The organism is Hoeflea sp. (assembly GCF_039975035.1).
GTDB lineage: Bacteria > Pseudomonadota > Alphaproteobacteria > Rhizobiales > Rhizobiaceae > Hoeflea.
On the sequence record NZ_JBDWHW010000059.1, the window covers coordinates 1 to 15,711 of the forward strand.

At 61.1% G+C, this 15,711-nt stretch carries 18 protein-coding genes and 1 pseudogene; 14 read left to right on the forward strand and 5 right to left on the reverse strand.

Translation table 11 applies throughout. From position 1 onward, the window contains the following. The 3 genes from ABJN75_RS04555 to ABJN75_RS04565 form a co-directional block, all read left to right on the forward strand. Nucleotides 1–2,108 (forward strand): N-6 DNA methylase (locus ABJN75_RS04555; protein ID WP_348437290.1); only part of this gene is annotated, 2,108 nt, incomplete at its 5' end. 791 nt (nt 2,109–2,899) lie between these two features. Further along, nucleotides 2,900–3,940 carry a zinc-dependent alcohol dehydrogenase family protein gene (locus ABJN75_RS04560; protein WP_348437292.1) on the forward strand — a complete coding sequence of 347 codons (1,041 nt, stop codon included), beginning with the start codon at nt 2,900–2,902 and terminating at the stop codon, nt 3,938–3,940. A 109-nt stretch (nt 3,941–4,049) separates the two neighbouring features. Next, entirely contained in the window at nt 4,050–4,280 is a 231-nt protein-coding gene (locus tag ABJN75_RS04565) for a hypothetical protein (protein WP_348437294.1), read from the forward strand. 19 nt (nt 4,281–4,299) lie between these two features. Here the strand turns inward: ABJN75_RS04565 and ABJN75_RS04570 are convergent, their stop codons facing one another. Then, entirely contained in the window at nt 4,300–5,688 is a 1,389-nt protein-coding gene (locus ABJN75_RS04570; protein WP_348437296.1) for an HD domain-containing phosphohydrolase, read from the reverse strand. A gap of 140 nt (nt 5,689–5,828) precedes the next feature. Here ABJN75_RS04570 and ABJN75_RS04575 point away from each other — a divergent pair, with 140 nt between their 5' ends. The 8 genes from ABJN75_RS04575 (at nt 5,829) to ABJN75_RS04610 (ending at nt 11,289) form a co-directional block, all read left to right on the forward strand. After that, complete coding sequence (locus tag ABJN75_RS04575; RefSeq protein ID WP_348437298.1) at nt 5,829–6,128, forward strand: metalloregulator ArsR/SmtB family transcription factor; 300 nt, start codon at nt 5,829–5,831, stop codon at nt 6,126–6,128. After that, complete coding sequence (locus ABJN75_RS04580; protein WP_348437300.1) at nt 6,125–7,159, forward strand: permease; 1,035 nt, start codon at nt 6,125–6,127, stop codon at nt 7,157–7,159. The genes ABJN75_RS04575 and ABJN75_RS04580 overlap by 4 nt, the downstream gene beginning before the upstream one ends. A gap of 110 nt (nt 7,160–7,269) precedes the next feature. Next, nucleotides 7,270–7,821 (forward strand): XRE family transcriptional regulator, encoded by a 552-nt coding sequence (locus ABJN75_RS04585; RefSeq protein WP_348437302.1) that lies wholly within the window; start codon nt 7,270–7,272, stop codon nt 7,819–7,821. A gap of 7 nt (nt 7,822–7,828) precedes the next feature. Beyond that, nucleotides 7,829–8,356, forward strand: coding sequence for a GNAT family N-acetyltransferase (locus tag ABJN75_RS04590; RefSeq protein ID WP_348437304.1), 528 nt, complete (start codon nt 7,829–7,831; stop codon nt 8,354–8,356). 132 nt (nt 8,357–8,488) lie between these two features. After that, the gene (locus ABJN75_RS04595) at nt 8,489–8,695 is read left to right on the forward strand and encodes a hypothetical protein (protein WP_348437306.1); all 207 of its coding nucleotides are present in this window, start codon (nt 8,489–8,491) and stop codon (nt 8,693–8,695) included. Between the two features lie 262 nt (nt 8,696–8,957). Further along, nucleotides 8,958–9,203, forward strand: a complete 246-nt coding sequence (locus tag ABJN75_RS04600) for a FeoA family protein (protein WP_348437324.1) — start codon at nt 8,958–8,960, stop codon at nt 9,201–9,203. Nucleotides 9,204–9,207: 4 nt separating this feature from the next. Beyond that, nucleotides 9,208–11,079, forward strand: coding sequence for a ferrous iron transport protein B (feoB, locus tag ABJN75_RS04605; RefSeq protein ID WP_348437308.1), 1,872 nt, complete (start codon nt 9,208–9,210; stop codon nt 11,077–11,079). A gap of 3 nt (nt 11,080–11,082) precedes the next feature. Then, a complete protein-coding gene (locus ABJN75_RS04610) occupies nt 11,083–11,289 on the forward strand; it encodes a hypothetical protein (RefSeq protein WP_348437310.1) in 207 nt (68 codons plus the stop codon). 31 nt (nt 11,290–11,320) lie between these two features. Here ABJN75_RS04610 and ABJN75_RS04615 read toward each other — a convergent pair whose 3' ends face one another. Both ABJN75_RS04615 and ABJN75_RS04620 read right to left on the reverse strand, forming a co-directional pair. Next, nucleotides 11,321–11,866: a MarR family transcriptional regulator gene (locus ABJN75_RS04615; protein ID WP_348437312.1), complete on the reverse strand. Its 546-nt coding sequence runs from the start codon at nt 11,864–11,866 to the stop codon at nt 11,321–11,323. 175 nt (nt 11,867–12,041) lie between these two features. Continuing rightward, complete coding sequence (locus tag ABJN75_RS04620) at nt 12,042–12,953, reverse strand: pirin family protein (protein WP_348437314.1); 912 nt, start codon at nt 12,951–12,953, stop codon at nt 12,042–12,044. A gap of 262 nt (nt 12,954–13,215) precedes the next feature. Between ABJN75_RS04620 and ABJN75_RS04625 the strand changes: the two genes are divergently transcribed. Next, complete coding sequence (locus ABJN75_RS04625) at nt 13,216–13,419, forward strand: hypothetical protein (RefSeq protein WP_348437316.1); 204 nt, start codon at nt 13,216–13,218, stop codon at nt 13,417–13,419. 22 nt (nt 13,420–13,441) lie between these two features. Here the strand turns inward: ABJN75_RS04625 and ABJN75_RS04630 are convergent, their stop codons facing one another. Beyond that, nucleotides 13,442–13,936 carry an Lrp/AsnC family transcriptional regulator gene (locus ABJN75_RS04630; RefSeq protein WP_348437318.1) on the reverse strand — a complete coding sequence of 165 codons (495 nt, stop codon included), beginning with the start codon at nt 13,934–13,936 and terminating at the stop codon, nt 13,442–13,444. A 100-nt stretch (nt 13,937–14,036) separates the two neighbouring features. On the opposite strand from ABJN75_RS04630, the gene ABJN75_RS04635 reads away from it, so the two are divergent. Both ABJN75_RS04635 and ABJN75_RS04640 read left to right on the forward strand, forming a co-directional pair. After that, nucleotides 14,037–14,252: a DUF6356 family protein gene (locus ABJN75_RS04635; protein WP_348437320.1), complete on the forward strand. Its 216-nt coding sequence runs from the start codon at nt 14,037–14,039 to the stop codon at nt 14,250–14,252. Between the two features lie 6 nt (nt 14,253–14,258). Beyond that, nucleotides 14,259–15,068, forward strand: a complete 810-nt coding sequence (locus ABJN75_RS04640; RefSeq protein WP_348437322.1) for a class II glutamine amidotransferase — start codon at nt 14,259–14,261, stop codon at nt 15,066–15,068. A 256-nt stretch (nt 15,069–15,324) separates the two neighbouring features. On the opposite strand, the pseudogene ABJN75_RS04645 reads toward ABJN75_RS04640, so the two are convergent. Further along, nucleotides 15,325–15,711, reverse strand: a pseudogene (locus ABJN75_RS04645) (hypothetical protein); the annotation flags it as partial.

The window sequence follows — 15,711 nt, forward strand, 5'->3', positions numbered from 1 at the left end:
CGCCTCCGCATCTCGTGGACTTTGTTCTCGATCAAGTTCTGCCTTGGAATGGTGCCGACTGGGATCTACACATTCTTGACCCAGCATGCGGATCTGGCATTTTTCTGGTCAAGGCCTTCCAACGCATTGTGCACCGTTGGAAAAGGGCACATGCTGGCACAGTCATCACTGCTGACGTTATGCGTCGTATGCTTACAGAAAATCTTTTGGGTGTGGACAAAGACCAGCATGCCGTTCGTGTCGCCTGCTTCAGTCTTTATCTTGCTATGTGTGATGAGATCGAACCGCGGCGCTACTGGACGGACGTACATTTCCCTTCCATGCGTGAACATCGCCTAATTTGCTCCGATTTTTTCGAAGAGCGGCAGGGTTTCGCCACTCCTTTAGATTCCAATGATCGGAGCTCAAAACAATACGACCTCATTATCGGCAACGCACCGTGGGGGAAGAACCTCCTGACAGATATTGCGTGCGAATGGAGCAATGACGAACGACATTGTTGGCCTGTCGCCAATAAAGACATCGGCTGCCTATTCATTGCAAAGGGTGCGGCCCTTCTAAAGCCTTCAGGTCGGCTGGCATTAATCGAATCAGCTGCGTCATTACTATTTAACGGTGCGGAACCTGCGTTGCGCTTTCGTCAAAAGCTCTTTTCAAGTCATACGGTTGATGCCGTGTTCAACCTTTCGGCTTTGCGGTTCCGAATGTTCGGCGGAAAGCGGCATACGCGAAAGGTCTCGGTTTCGCCAGCCTGCGTCGTGGTACTTCGCCCGCATCGGCCACCTCCTGACCATAGCATCGCGTATGTCAGTCCTAAAATGCCCTTGGAGCCGGTCGAAGAATTCGCTATTTCGGTCGAGCCTAGCGACTATCGTTGGATTAGCGCATCCGACGCCGCATCAGAGCCGTTCGTATGGACAGCGTTGATGTGGGGAACGCCTCGCGACATTGATCTACTTAGAAAGCTCGGGAAAGAGCCAACCCTCGCAAAAATGATCGCCGAGGGAAAGGCCCGAACACGGGAAGGCATAATTTTTGGTGACCAGAAAAAGCGCTTCCCTTCCCTAGTTGGCCGACGCCTCTTTTCAGCCAACCAGTTCCCCTCAGGCTCAACCGTCTACCTGGATGCTGAAAACGCACCAAGAGTACACGAAGCCATCTTGGCCGACGGAAAAGCATCAACCAACTTCTCCGCGTTCGCTATGCCACAGCTTTTAATCAAACAGAGTTGGCAAGTTAAAGTAGGGCGATTTCAAGCAAGACTGGTGCGTTCAGCAGAGCCAGAAGGGCTATTGTGTTCTCAAAGCTATGTCACAGTCACAGCCAACACCGACGCCCTTGAATCCGCTTGCCTGACTTACAATAGTAAACTGGCTGTATATTTTCTTCAATTAACCAGTGGACGCATGGCGACCTATAGGCCTGAGACTACAGTGAAAGATCTTCTAAATGTGCCGATGCCATCGAGCACCGTCAATCTCGATCTTATCGAAGATCCGACCGATTTCGACGCGCAAGTATTTAATGTATTCGGCTTAAAAGACGCTGAACGGGTACTGATTGAAGATATGGTGGACATTAACGTTGCTGACTTTCGCAGCGTACGCGACCGGCCGGGCCTGCGTCCGACATGTACAACCCCTTCTACGCGGTTAGCCCCATCCTCTGACAGCGAGCATGTGCTGACTGAGTACGCTCGATATTTCACGCGCGTACTCAAAGCCGGGTTTGGAGCCGATAAGGGCGTTCAGGCGAACATTTTTTACTCACCAGGAACGGAATCCCTTCCCTTCAGATTGGTATCCTTCGAACTGGTTGAGAAAGATAGTGGTGAGCCCAGATACGTGCGCGTTGATACCTCAGAGCTGTTGGCGGAAATGCAACGAATGGCAGAGCATCATCGCTCACGCGAGCGCGGAAAAACGATCGCCTCGAGTCTGATTGCCCGTGTCTATGACGGCAAGGCGCCGTCGCCTATGATCTTTTTAATGAAGCCGGATGCGGTGCGTTACTGGACGCGTTCGATCGCACTGAACGACGCGGATGAAGTCTCTGCTGATCTATTTCAGATGATGGCGATTGCGCAGCAAAGAGAGCTAGTTCAGTGATTGGAGGAGCGCAGTGGAGTCGGCCTACACCGCCAATCGATGCTGCTTTCATTATGGGGGTTTCGGCCTGGATGCGCGTAAGTGAAGACGCAATGTTGCAACGGGTTTGGGACGGTTATGATGAACTCCTTAAAGCGCGCCCCGCGTTTGATGGGAGCGATCTTGAGCGAAGCATAACCGAGCGTTTAGAAGCTGGCATACAAGATAGAATGTCGGGTGACGAACCCTTCATCGTTCAGCATGGCTCACATGAGCGGGAAACAAAACTACCCGCTCCGGCGCAGCCTCCTCAATATGACATTGCATTCATTTTTCGAGCTGACCCAAGAGTCATCTGGCCTATAGAAGCCAAAGTACTCCAAACACCTCGCACCCTGGCTGCATATATTAGCGACGTGAATGACCAATTTCTGACCTGTCGATACGCTCCGTTTTCACCTTCAGGAGCTATGCTCGGATACCTTCTGAGCGGCAATGCGGATGATACTTTCGTAAATATTTCTGTACTCTTGGGATGTTTACTGGATCCCTCACCATTGTATCCTGAGAGAGAGAGCAGAGTTTCCAACCATGCCCGGAGTGTTCCGATTGGCAAACCTTACCCCAAAGATTTTCGGTGCCACCATCTGATTATGTCGCTAATTGGCGTCTCTCGAACGAAATAGAGTTATTTTCGCATTATTTTCTGTGAGCCGACAGCATTCTTTCGATGTCGCCGCTCTTGCCGAGTACACAACATTCCAATCCTTGTCCCTCCCCCTGCCCTCCCTTCACACATCCGGGATTCCGTTATGAAAGCCATTCTCTACGAAGCCTTTTCCGCGCCGCCGAAGCTGGTCAATCTGCCGGATCCCACACCAGACCCGCACGGGGTGGTGGTCGAAGTTCGGGCGACGGGGGTTTGCAGGTCGGACTGGCATGGCTGGGTGGGGCATGACACGGATATCGTGTTGCCGCATGTGCCCGGGCACGAGCTGGCAGGCGTGATTGCCGCGGTGGGGCGTGATGTGACGCGGTGGCGGGTTGGCGACCGGGTGACGGTGCCGTTTGTCGGCGGCTGCGGGCACTGCCCGGAGTGCCATGCCGGGCATCAGCAGGTGTGCGACAACCAGTTTCAGCCCGGGTTCACGCATTGGGGCTCGTTTGCTGAGTTCGTGTCGATCCACCGCGCCGACCTCAACCTTGTGGCTCTGCCCGAAAGCCTTGATTTTGCCACCGCCGCAAGCCTGGGCTGCCGGTTTGTCACCTCGTTTCGCGCGGTGGTGGACCAGGGCCGGGTGTCGGGCGGCAATTGGGTGGCGGTGCATGGCTGCGGCGGGGTGGGGCTGTCGGCGGTGATGATCGCGGCGGCGGCGGGCGCGCAGGTGATCGCGGTGGATATTTCCGACGAGAAGCTCACGCTGGCGCGCGAGCTGGGCGCGGTGGCGACGATCAACGCGCGCGAGGTCGACGATGTGGCCGGTGCTGTGCGCGATCTGAGCCATGGCGGGGCGCATGTGTCGCTCGATGCGCTGGGCGCGGTGACCACCTGCGTGAATTCGATCAATTCGTTGCGCAAGCGCGGGCGGCACATCCAGGTCGGGCTGATGGCGGGGGCGGAGAGTTTTCCGCCGGTGCCGATGGGACGGGTGATCAGCCATGAGCTGGAAATCCTCGGCAGCCACGGCATGCAGGCGCACCGCTATAATGCGATGTTCGCGATGATCGCGGCGGGGCGGCTCGCGCCCGAAAAGCTGGTCGGGCGGCGGATATCGCTGGCGCAATCGATCGAGGCGCTTGTCGGCATGGACCGGTTCGAGGGCGTCGGCGTGACGGTGGTCACCGAATTCTGAGCGGGCGAGGTCTGAGCCGGCCGGAATGGCGGGGCCGTTGCTCCGGTGGGGGCCTGGCGGGAACCATCGCGCACGTGACGCGTTGGCCTTGAAAGCGAAGGAGACCGCCATGCGAACCCGAACATCCATTGCCTTGCTGATCGCCCTGCCCGTCAACGCCGTGCTGTTCGGCGCCGGCGCGATTGCGGTGCTGTCGATCCCGGCGCTGGCCGAACACGCCAAATACCTGCTGCCGGCGATCATCGTCTCGGGCTTTGTGGCCACCGTGCCGGTGGCCTGGTGGCTGGCGCCGCGGCTGCGCGCCCGGCACCAGTACCCGCAGACCCAGCGCAACGCCTGAGGCGCAACGCAACGCCTGATCAGGCCACAAGTTCGGCGTTGAGCCGGGCCAGGCCCGATTTCAGCGCGGCGATGCAGGCCGGGTCGAAGGCTGTGCCGGCATCGGCATCAAGGATCGACAGCGCTTTGGTGATCGGCATGGCGGCGCGGTAGGGCCGTTCCGCGGTGAGCGCGTCAAACACATCGGCGACCGTGAGAATGCGGGCTTCAAGACAGATATCCGCGCCGCCAAGGCCATGGGGATAGCCCTTGCCGTCGAGCCGTTCATGGTGAGCGGCGGCGACAGCGGCGATGTCGCGAAAGGCGTGGGCGCGGTTGAGGATTTCCTCGCTGTGGACCGGGTGGCGGCGGATCGAGCGCCACTCCGCCTCGTCGAGCTTGCCCGGCTTGTCGAGCACCTGGTTGGAGACGCCGAGCTTGCCCAGATCGTGCAGCAAGGCGGCGCGCCGGAGCCAGCGGCGGTGATCCTGGTCAAGCCCCAGTTCCTCGGCGATCATGTCGGTGTAAAGCGTGACCCGATTGGAATGGTCGGCGGTAAACGGGCTCTTGGCGTCGACCACATCGGAGAAGGCGGCGGCGATGTCGTCGAGATAATCCTCATCGACCGGTTCCGATTGCAGCGCCGGCTTCATGGCGAAGACGCGGGCCTCAAGCTGTGGCGATTTGAGCGCCTGCCAGAATTCCGGTTCGGACTGGGCGCGCAGGAACGCGTCGCCCAGGGCGGGATCGAACCAGCTGCCCGAGCGCGTCTTGACCTCGCGCAATGCCGCGGCCACGCCATTTTCAGTGTGGAAGACGTCGATCACCTGGGCCAGCAGCGCAATGCTGGAGATCAGCGGGACCTGCCCTTTGGCAAGTCCCAGCGGCTTGCCGGAGCCGTCCCAATGCTCGTCGAGCGAGCGAATGCCGTCCTGCACGGTTTCGGAGAACCGCATCCGCGCGGCGATATCGGCACCGCGATGGCAACGGGTCTCGATCAGCGAGCGGGAGATCTCGCCGCCGTTCTGCACCACGTTGATGATGGCGCGGATGCGCTCGCTGAGGCCATGTTCGAGCCCGGTCCTGGCGAAGACAAAGCGCAAAGCGGAGGAGAGGCTGCCGTCGATGGTCTTGAAATCGCGTTTGAACGAGATGTCATCGGCCAGATAGAGTTCGCAAAGCCGCGCGGCGTTGCTCGAGCAGCCCAGATCCTTGAGCAGCAGGGTGTAGTAGAGATCCCTGAGCAGATCATCGGGCAGGCCCAGCGTCTCGCCGATGCGGGTGCCGATCCAGCAGCAGCGGATGCAATGACCCTGCGGCTGGCCCTCGGTCATGTCCAGCGCGTAGCTTAGCGCGCCGAGCAGATCGGCCAGCCGGAAGCTGGCGGGGCGTCTGGCGGCTGCGAGGGTTAGATACAGGCTGGTGCTCATCGGGTGGCTCCGTTTCGCGCCGAGAATTATCAGGAACGGCTTAAGAAGGGTTTACCCGGATCGGCGGTCGCGGGCTGGCCGCTTGCATTTGCTGTTATTTCGATATAACTAGTTTTATGGTTATATTGGAGGCATCCGACATGGATACAGTTGAAGCAGCGCAGGGGTTTTCCGCGATGGGGTCGGAATCGCGGCTGGAGGTGTTGCTGGCGCTGGTCAGGGCGGGCGATGCGGGGTTAAGCGTCGGCGACATCCAGGCGCGCACCGGCATCGCCGCATCGACGCTGGCGCATCATCTCAAATTCCTCAGTGCCGCCAATCTGATTGTCCAGCGCAAGCAGGGCCGGGTGATCATGAGCACGGCCAATTTCGACCATCTGTCGTTGCTGGCAGGCTTCATCCTGGAAGAGTGCTGCAGCGAAGCGGAGCCGCGGTCATGAGCGATATCATCCACACAGGCCGCCCGCTCGGCAAGGAAATCAGAGGCTGGCTGATCAGTCCCTGGGCGGTAATCGTGCTGGCGTTTGCGGCGGTGGCCATTCTCGACGCCGCGCGATTGACCACGATTGGCAGCTTTGCCATCGCGGCCTTGCTTGGCACGCTGCCCTACATCATCTTCGCGGTGCTGCTGATCGCGGGCTTGAAGGCGACGGGCGCGGAAGCCGTTATCGCCGACGCGTTCAAGGGCCGCGAGACCCGGATGATCCTGATGGCGGCACTGTTTGGCGGGCTGGCGCCGTTCTGTTCGTGCGAGGTGATTCCGTTCATTGCCGGATTGCTGGCGGTCAGCGCGCCGCTGTCGGCGGTGATGGCATTCTGGCTGTCCTCGCCGCTGATCGATCCGCCGACGCTGTTGATCACCGCGGCGGCACTCGGCTGGCCGTTCGCCATCGGCAAGGCGGTCTCCGCCGTCGCACTCGGGCTGTTCGGCGGCTTTGCCATCAAGCAGGCGATGGCCTCGGGCTGGTTTGGCAAACCACTGCGCGGGGTCAGCCAATCACGCTGCGGCTGCGGGCCGGACCCGTTCTCCGGCAAGCCGGCCTGGCGCTTCTGGCACGACGCCAGACGCCGCGAGACCTTCCGGGCGGAACTGGTTGCCAATGGCCTGTTCCTGATCAAGTGGCTGGCGCTGGCCTATGTGCTTGAGGCGCTGCTGGTTACCTATGTTCCGGCTTCAACGATTGCCGGTCTGGTCGGCGGCGAGGGCCTGTTGCCGATCGGGATTGCGGCACTGGTGGGCATGCCGGCCTATCTCAATTCCTATGTCGCTCCGCCGCTGCTGGCCGGGCTGATGGAGCAAGGCATGAGCAATGGCGCGGCGATGGCGTTCATGGTGTCTGGCGCGGTCAGTTCGGTGCCGGCGATGGCGGCGGTGTGGTCGCTGGTCAAAAGGCCGGTGTTCGCCGCCTATATCGGGCTCGGGGTGTCCGGCGCGATCGTCTCGGGGATCATCTTCCAGATGCTGGTGTGAGGCCGCAAACGAGTACAGAGATCCGCCACCCCTGAAACGCAGTGACTTGACCATGCCGCGAAATTGCGTCATCCTTGATACGGGAATATTTCCCATAACAGGGATTGTCCATGCAGGCCACACTCAACGACAGACTGGCGGAACGGCTGAAGCAGCTGCGCAGATCACGCAGCTGGTCGCTGGAGGTTCTGGCGGACAAGAGTGCTGTCAGCCGCTCGACACTGTCGCGCATCGAGAACGCGGAAGTGAGCCCGACGGCGGAGACACTGGGCAGCCTGTCGAGCATCTACCAGATGAGCATTTCGCAATTGCTGGCGCCGGTCGAGACCCCCTTCTCGCCATTGGTACGGTACACTGAACAGAGCCTGTGGAGCGACGAGGAAAATGGTTTCACGCGCCGTGTCGTGTCGCCGCCGAGTGGCGGGCTGGCGGCGGAAGTAGTGCGGTGCGAGCTTGCCGCAAACCAGAGGATCTCGTACGCGGCGCCGTCGATGGCTGGACATGAACACCACCTGGTGCTGCTTTCAGGAATCCTGGCGGTGACCATCGCGGACGAGACCCGCGTGCTGGAGCCGGGCGATTGCCTGCGTTACCAACTCTACGGCGCCTCGCGCTTTCAAACCGGAGAGCAGCCGGCGTCCTATCTGATTGTTCTCGTATGAGGCGAAGATGACAGCAATCAGCGTTCATGTGCCTGGGGCCAACGAGCTGGACACCCACGCCGAAGCTCTGGCGCGGATCATGGCGGAAACAGTTCAGGACGGGGCGGCGATCGGTTTCATGCAGCCGTTTTCGCTGGCCGACGGACTGGATTTTTTTCGAAATCAGGTGTTTCCCGAGGTCCGCGCCGGCCGGCGCCGGCTGTTGCTCGCAGAACTCGACGGGGCGGCGGCGGGCTCGGTGCAGCTGATCACGGCGTTGCCGCCCAACCAGCCGCACCGTTGCGAGGTGGCCAAGATGATGGTGGCGCCGGCCGCAAGACGCAAAGGTATTGGCGCCGCGCTGATGGGCGCACTCGACGCCGAGGCTCGGGCGGCGGGCAAGAGCCTGATCACGCTTGACACCCGCACCGGCGACAAGGCCGAACCGCTTTACCTTTCGTCGGGGTTCCTTACCGCTGGCGTCATCCCCGGCTTCGCGCTTGATCCCGACGGCAAGGCGCTGCACGCCACCACCTACATGTACAAGAGCCTGTGAGTGCAGGCAGGTCCAGCGGGGCCCGGGTTCGGCTGTCGCGCCGGGCAGCGCTGCTTTCATCGCGCAAGCACTGCTGACACGCTGTCAGCAGATGGCGGCTATCAAGGGCGGAACGTTAAGGGACTTGCCGCGATGACGCTGAAATCCGACCCTCGCCATGCCGCAGGCCTTGGCCTGGTTGCCGTCTCGGTGCTGTTCTTCAGCTTTGTGGGGATTTTCACGCGTGGCGTGGAAGCCGGCGCCTGGGAGGTGATTTTCTGGCGCGGACTGGCGGCAGCCGGGTTTACGCTTGTCTACATCACCGTGCGCGGCGAGCCGATGGCCGAACTTCGCGGCTAAGGCAGGCACCGCTCGATTCAAAGAATGCAATCCGGTCGCAGACGCCCTCCCGCAGGGCGCGACGAAACGACGCCGCTTCCTTAGACTCAGTCTAAATCATACCTTTTGACTCTACTTTAATGCGGATGTAGTGAAACTGGAAAGGGGACGCGAAGTCCCTGAGTTCCATTTGCAGATCGACATTGCCGTGCTGACCAGACCAGATACGCAGAAAACCCTCGTGAAACTCGGACACGGTCGTCGCGGGTTGCGCGGCGTGGTGATGGAAGTCGGAGGCAAGGCCGCTGGCGCCACCCAATCGGCTTTCGACATCGAGCTGGAAAAACGGCTTCTGGAGATCGGACTGGTCGAGGGCGCGCATGTCGAGATCCTGCATGAAGGCTTCATCGGCAAGGATCCGATCGCGGTCAGGGTCGACAGCATGTGCGTGGCCCTGCGCCGGCGGGAAGCCAATGCGGTGATCGTGGCGAGCGAGGCACCCGATCCGCGCTTGCTGGCCGGAGGTTGAGGCGATGCTCGACACAATTGCCAGAACCTGCCGCGTGGCTTTTGTCGGCAACCCGAACTGCGGCAAGACGGCGCTGTTTAACGCGCTGACGGGAAGCCGCCAGAAGGTGGCGAATTACCCCGGCGTGACCGTTGAGCGCAAGGAAGGGCAGTTTATCACGCCTGCGGGCAGGCAGGTGACCGCCATCGACCTTCCCGGCACCTACAGTCTTCGCGGCCGCAGCCCCGACGAGATCGTCACGCGTGATGCAATCCTGGGCAGGCTTGATGATTTTACCCCTCCGGACCTGCTGGTTTGCGTCGCCGATGCGACCAATCTGCGGCTGATGCTGCGGCTGGTTCTGGAACTCTCCAGCGCCGGCATTCCGATGATCCTGGCGCTCAACATGTCAGATATCGCCGAGCACCGGGGTATCCGCATCGACGCCGAGGGGCTCTCGCGGCAACTGGGCATTCCGGTGGTCAAATCTGTTGCTGTCGCACAGAACGGAACCGCGGCGCTGCTTGATCAGCTGGATCTGGCGCTGGCGCATCCGCACGCCGCGCAGGCGGGACACTGGAGCGAACGCAACACCGGCGAGATCCGCGACGCCCATCATGCCGCCGACGCAATGGTGGTGCAGTTTGTCAGCACGCCGGAGATTGCGCGGGATGTGAGCGCGCGCATCGACAAGGTGCTGCTGCATCCGGTGCTCGGCATCGTCATTCTTCTGGCGGTGCTGTTCCTGATCTTTCAGGCGGTCTATTCATGGGCGGCGCTGCCGATGGAGTGGATCAGCGAGGGATTTGACGCACTCAATGGGGTGGTGAAGGCGACCTTGCCGGACGGCATGCTGGCAAGCCTGCTGACCGACGGGATCATCACCGGGGTCGGCAGCGTGCTGGTGTTCCTGCCGCAGATCGTGATCCTGTTCTTCTTCATTATCCTGCTCGAGGATTTCGGCTATATGGCGCGGGCGGCGTTCCTGATGGACCGGGTTGTCGGCGGCGTCGGCCTGCACGGCCGGTCCTTCATTCCACTGCTTTCAAGCTTCGCCTGCGCCATTCCCGGCATCATGGCGACACGGGTCATCGACAACCGCCGGCAGCGGCTGGCAACCATGATGGTGGCACCGCTGATGACCTGCTCGGCGCGAATTCCGGTCTACACGCTGATTATCGGGGCTTTCATTCCGCGCCGGGCGGTTGCCGGGATGATCGACCTGCAGGGGCTGGTGTTGTTTTCGCTGTATCTGGCGGGAATTCTCAGCGCCTTCGCGGTGGCCTTCATCTTCCGCACCTTCGTCTGGCGCGGCAAGAGCGAGCCATTCATCATGGAGTTGCCGAGCTACAAACTGCCGATGCCCAGAAGCCTGCTGACCGGCGTGATCCAGCGCGCCTACATGTTCATTCGCAGGGCCGGCACCATCATCCTGTCGATGATGATCCTGATCTGGTTTCTCTCCACCGTTCCCGGCGCGCCCGAAGGGGCAACCGGCCCGGCGATCCATTACAGTTTCGCCGGGATCATCGGCCACGCGCTGGAACCGCTGCTGGCGCCGATCGGGTTCAACTGGCAGATTGCCGTGGCGCTGGTTCCGGGTCTTGCGGCGCGCGAGGTTGCCGTGGGCGCGCTGGCCACCGTCTACGCCGTCGGCGGCACCGCCGCGACCGACGCCTCGCTTGGCGCGACCATAGCCGGCCAATGGCCGCTGGCCACTGCCCTGTCGCTGCTGGCCTGGTACGTGTTCGCGCCGCAATGCGCCTCGACGCTGGCCGTGGTGCGGCGTGAAACCAATTCCTGGCGCTGGCCGGTTCTGATGTTCAGCTACATGATGGCGCTGGCCTATGCCGCATCCTTCGTGGTCTACCAGACCACGGTGTATCTGGGAGGCTAGGGGATGACAGACGCGATTGTGACCTATGGCCTGGTTGCCGGCGCCGCACTTTACGTGGTGTGGAAACTGTTCCTGCCTCAATCCGTCAAAATGCGCATCCGCCTCGGCCTGACCGGGCGGACGGCGCCCTGCCCGCTCGAACCGCGGACCAGTTCGTGTCCCGCCGGCTGCTCAGGTTGCGCGCTGGCCGCGCCGCGAAAGCGGAACTGAGGGGTGAAGTCCAAAACAGCCTTCAGGGCTGTTATCCGCGCCCGGTACGTCCGAGCATGGCATTAACATCGGCAGACCGGACACCATCGGGTTCGCCATCGCGCTGGCGCGCCTCATCCCCGGACACGGGTTCTCGGTTTTTCTCAAGCAAAGCGCGAATCGCGATCAATCCGGGCAAGGCGTCGGACATCATCTGCCGATCGTCGTCGTGCAGGAATTTGTTGAAGGTCCGCGCCGCGACGTAGACTGCTTGCTCGCAAAAACTGCGCCCGGCGTCGGTGAGGTAGACCTGCTTGGAGCGGGCGTCGTGCCGGGACGGCCTGGTTTCGATGAATTCACGCCGTTCCAGCACCTTGAGCGAGTGGCTTATGGTTGCCTTGGAAACATTGGTGACCTGGGCGAGGCCCAGCGGCGTGACGCCGTCGCCAGAGCGCACCAGATACAGCACGATTGCAAAATGCGACGGGTGGACGCCGTCGGGCAGCATCTTGCCGATCAACGCCGTGCAGAGCTGGTCGATCTTGCCGATCTCCTCGAAAAAGTCGAAACCATCGCCAGGTTTGTACACGGCCTTCATTCCGTCACACCTCCCCACAACAGGCACTGAACGGCCAGTGCGATCCGAACCGGCCTGAATGCGGTGGTTCGCCACCATTTGAACCGTCGCGTCCCGCAACACAACCGGCGAATGAAAATATTCGCCGGTTGCAGCGCGTGGGGTCAGGCGGGCTTTCATCTGGCGGACCGGCGGTTCAGGCGGCCGGCTTGATGAAGGTGCCGTTCTGCAGTTCGGTCACGGCCTGGATCAGCTCGGCCCGCGTGTTCATGACGATAGGGCCGTGCCAGGCCACCGGCTCCTGGATCGGCTTGCCCGAGACCAGCAGGAAACGGATGCCTTCCGGGCCCGCCTGAACCGTGATCTCGTCCCCGGTATCGAACACCACCAGCGTGCGGTCGCCCGACATGTCGCGGATCTGGATTTCCTCGCCCTCGACTTCCTTCTCGACCAGCACGCCGAAGGGTTTCGATGCATCGCGGAACGAACCGGAGCCAGCGAAGATATAGGCGAAGGCTGAACGGTAGGCGTCGACCTTGAAGGTCTTCTTTCTGCCCGGAGGCACAGAGATGTCGACATAGGACGGATCGGCGGCGATGCCGTCGACCGGGCCGCGCTTGCCCCAGAATTCGCCGCAGATGATGCGGGCAGTGGTGCCGTCGTCATCAACCTCGACCGGGATATCGGCGGAAGTGACATCCTGATAGCGAGGTTCGGTCATCTTCATCGAAGCCGGCAGATTGGCCCAGAGCTGGAAGCCGTGCATGCGGCCACTCTCGTCGCCCTTGGGCATTTCCTGGTGCATGATGCCGCGGCCGGCGGTCATCCACTGCACGTCGCCGGCGCCGACCGAGCCGGTGTTGCCGAGGCTGTCGCCGTGATCGACGGTGCCGGCCAGAACATAGGTAATGGTCTCGATGCCGCGATGCGGATGCCAGGGAAAGCCCTTGAGATAGTTTTCCGGGCGCTCGTTGCGAAAATCGTCAAACAGCAGGAACGGATCGGTCAGCGACGGATCGTCGAAACCGAAAGCGCGCTGGAGTTGCACGCCGGCGCCCTCAAGATGCGGCACGGCGGCGGATTGGTGACGGACGGGTCTGATCGACATGGCAGTCTCCTCGGTGTCGGAGCCGGCGACAAGGGCCGGTCGAGTTGATGTTGCCCCTTAGATAGCGGCTTGTGGCGTTCACAATAAGTGGCGCAGAGAGAACGGACTGTTCAATCAGATGCAACAGAGCCGGGATGGCTGCAACCGCGCAGCCAAAGGCTGGCACCATCCCGGGACATCTCATCGATTGCGCGGAACCCGGATGCACCCGCCGGCGTTGGTTTTTCATCAAGACAATTTTCATCAAGACGAGGAGCAAACAATGACCAGCAGACCCGATCCGCAGATGACACCCGAAGACGTCTCCGCGCACCAGACCCTGACGAAGGATGAGAAACTTCAGCGGCTCAGCGACATGAAATTCGATCTGGAACGCCAGACCGGACGCGGAACCGCCGACCTCGATCAGGTTGAAGCGCGCATGGCGTCGATCAATCTGGCGATTGCGCGAGCCCGGAAAAACTAAGGCTTTAGCTGAGCAAACCGGCTCAGCCCGCGCCGCGACCCAGCGCAACCAGCGGAATCGCCGTCGTCTCCTTGATCTCCTCCATGACGAAGGAAGCGGAGACATCGGCGAGCCGCACCTTGGCGATCAGCCGTTGATAGAGCCGGTCATAGGCCTTGACGTCCAAGACGCGGGCGCGCAGCACGTAATCGAGATCGCCGGAGGTGCGATAGACCCCGACAATTTCCGGAAACGCGGCTACCGCCTCGCGAAAGGCCTTGAGCCAGTCGGCGTCATGGCTCGCCGCGCGCACGAAGATGAACACCGACAGCCCGCAGCCTGCCGCCTCGGCATCAAGAATGGCGACGCGGCCCCTGATCAGCCCGCGTTCCTCCATCAGCTTGACCCGGCGCCAGCAGGCGTTGCGCGACAGGTGAACCCGCTCGGACAGCGCATCGACCGAGAGAGTGCCGTCGCGCTGCAGATGACTGAGAATTTGGATATCCATATCGTCTATCTGGTGCATGTTGGGACACATATCTCATATGAGTCTCTATTCAAAGGACATTCGGGACACACCTCCTTTCGGAACGGGTTATCCTCACACACTCAAAGCATGCAAAGAGGGAACCCAGCCGATGTCCAACCAGATCGCACGACTGTTTACTGCCCACCCGCAATCGGTCGACGAGAGTTATTTCGAGCATCTCAAGTTTGCCGGAAAATTCTCCGGCAAGCTGATCCTCGCGGGCCTCGCAGCGCTGGCCCATGCGGTGCTGCCGTTTACCTTTGAGAAAACTGCAAGCCGTATGATCAACGAGATGCATCACCGGATGCACAACCGGAGTAAATAGAACCGCATGTGCCGCTGGGCCGCCTACCGAGGAACGCCGATCCCGCTGGAGCAGATTGTCTCCGCCCCCGGCCATTCGCTGATCGAACAATCGCACCGGGCCACCGAGGCCAAGGCGGCGACCAATGGCGACGGCTTCGGCATCGCCTGGTATGGCGAACATCCCGAACCGGGACTTTACCGCGATGTGCTGCCGGCCTGGTCGGACTGCAATCTGAAATCCTTGGCACGGCAGATCCGCTCGTCGCTGTTTTTAGCCCATGTGCGCGCCTCCACCGGGGGAGCGACCAGCCGCGACAATTGCCATCCCTTCGTACACGGCACATGGTCATTCATGCACAATGGCCAGATCGCCGGCTTCGATGCGATCCGGCGACCGATGGAAGCGGCCCTTTCGGACCGGCTTTACCAGGCGCGGCACGGCACCACCGATTCGGAACTGCTGTTTCTGCTGGCAATCGAATTCGGACTGGAAACCAATCCGGCAGGGGCTTTTGCCGAAGCGATCCGCTTTGCGCTGGCTGAGAGCGCGCGCGCCGGGGTGCGGGAACTGGTGCGGTTTACCGCAGCGTTTTCCGACGGTGAGACGCTTTACGCCATCCGTTACGCCACCGATGCTTATGCGCCAACACTCTATTCGGCGCCAACTTGCAACAACCAGGGCCATTGCCTGGTTTCCGAGCCGTTTACAGATACCGATACCAAATGGCATGAGATCCCGGCGGGCAGCATCATCACGCTGAAGGCCGGCGGCATGTCGTCGGCGCGGTTCAATCCGCTGCAGGTGGAGCCAGTGAAAGTTGCCGAAGTCGCGTGATCAACGGGGCAGGTTGCATGGACGCGCAGAAACAAACGGCAGTTCCGGGCTTCCTTTCGAGAGCGGCGCCGTCGGTTTCGGCGCGTGAAATTCCGGCCCGAAGCCGACATCAAAGCCCCTTCGTCAGATGACCACTTTGCGCTCTCAGGTCGGACTTTAAGGTCAATCCTGCCATCGACTGAACGCCGACTTGGCGTTCGGCGAACCCTTTCTCCCGGCTTGACCGGTCCCGCTCCGAAGACTCTGACCGGGATAATCAGGACTTTGGACCCATAGTGTCGAGAAACGGGTGCAGGGTGGCCGACGACTGATCAATTCCGCGGGCGGAATGGGTGACAGATCCCGTATTGACCAGTTCTATCCGGCGGTGCGGAGCGATCGTGCCAGCACGACGCAAGGCGTCATCGATCAGGCTGTAAACCTCGTCCCGGCAATCGATGTCCCAGTCGAAGCGGGACAACCAATAGCGGACGGCATAGGTGATTCCGACTTCTTCATAAGCGAGAACGCGCACGTCGGGCATCGGATCGTGATGGATCAGCTTCGCCTGCTGCACGGCTTCAAGCATCACTTCGCGGGCCTGCCCAATCGGCATTGTGTGGTCGAGGGTGATGGTGACCTGGGCACGGTACTGCGGCTTGGG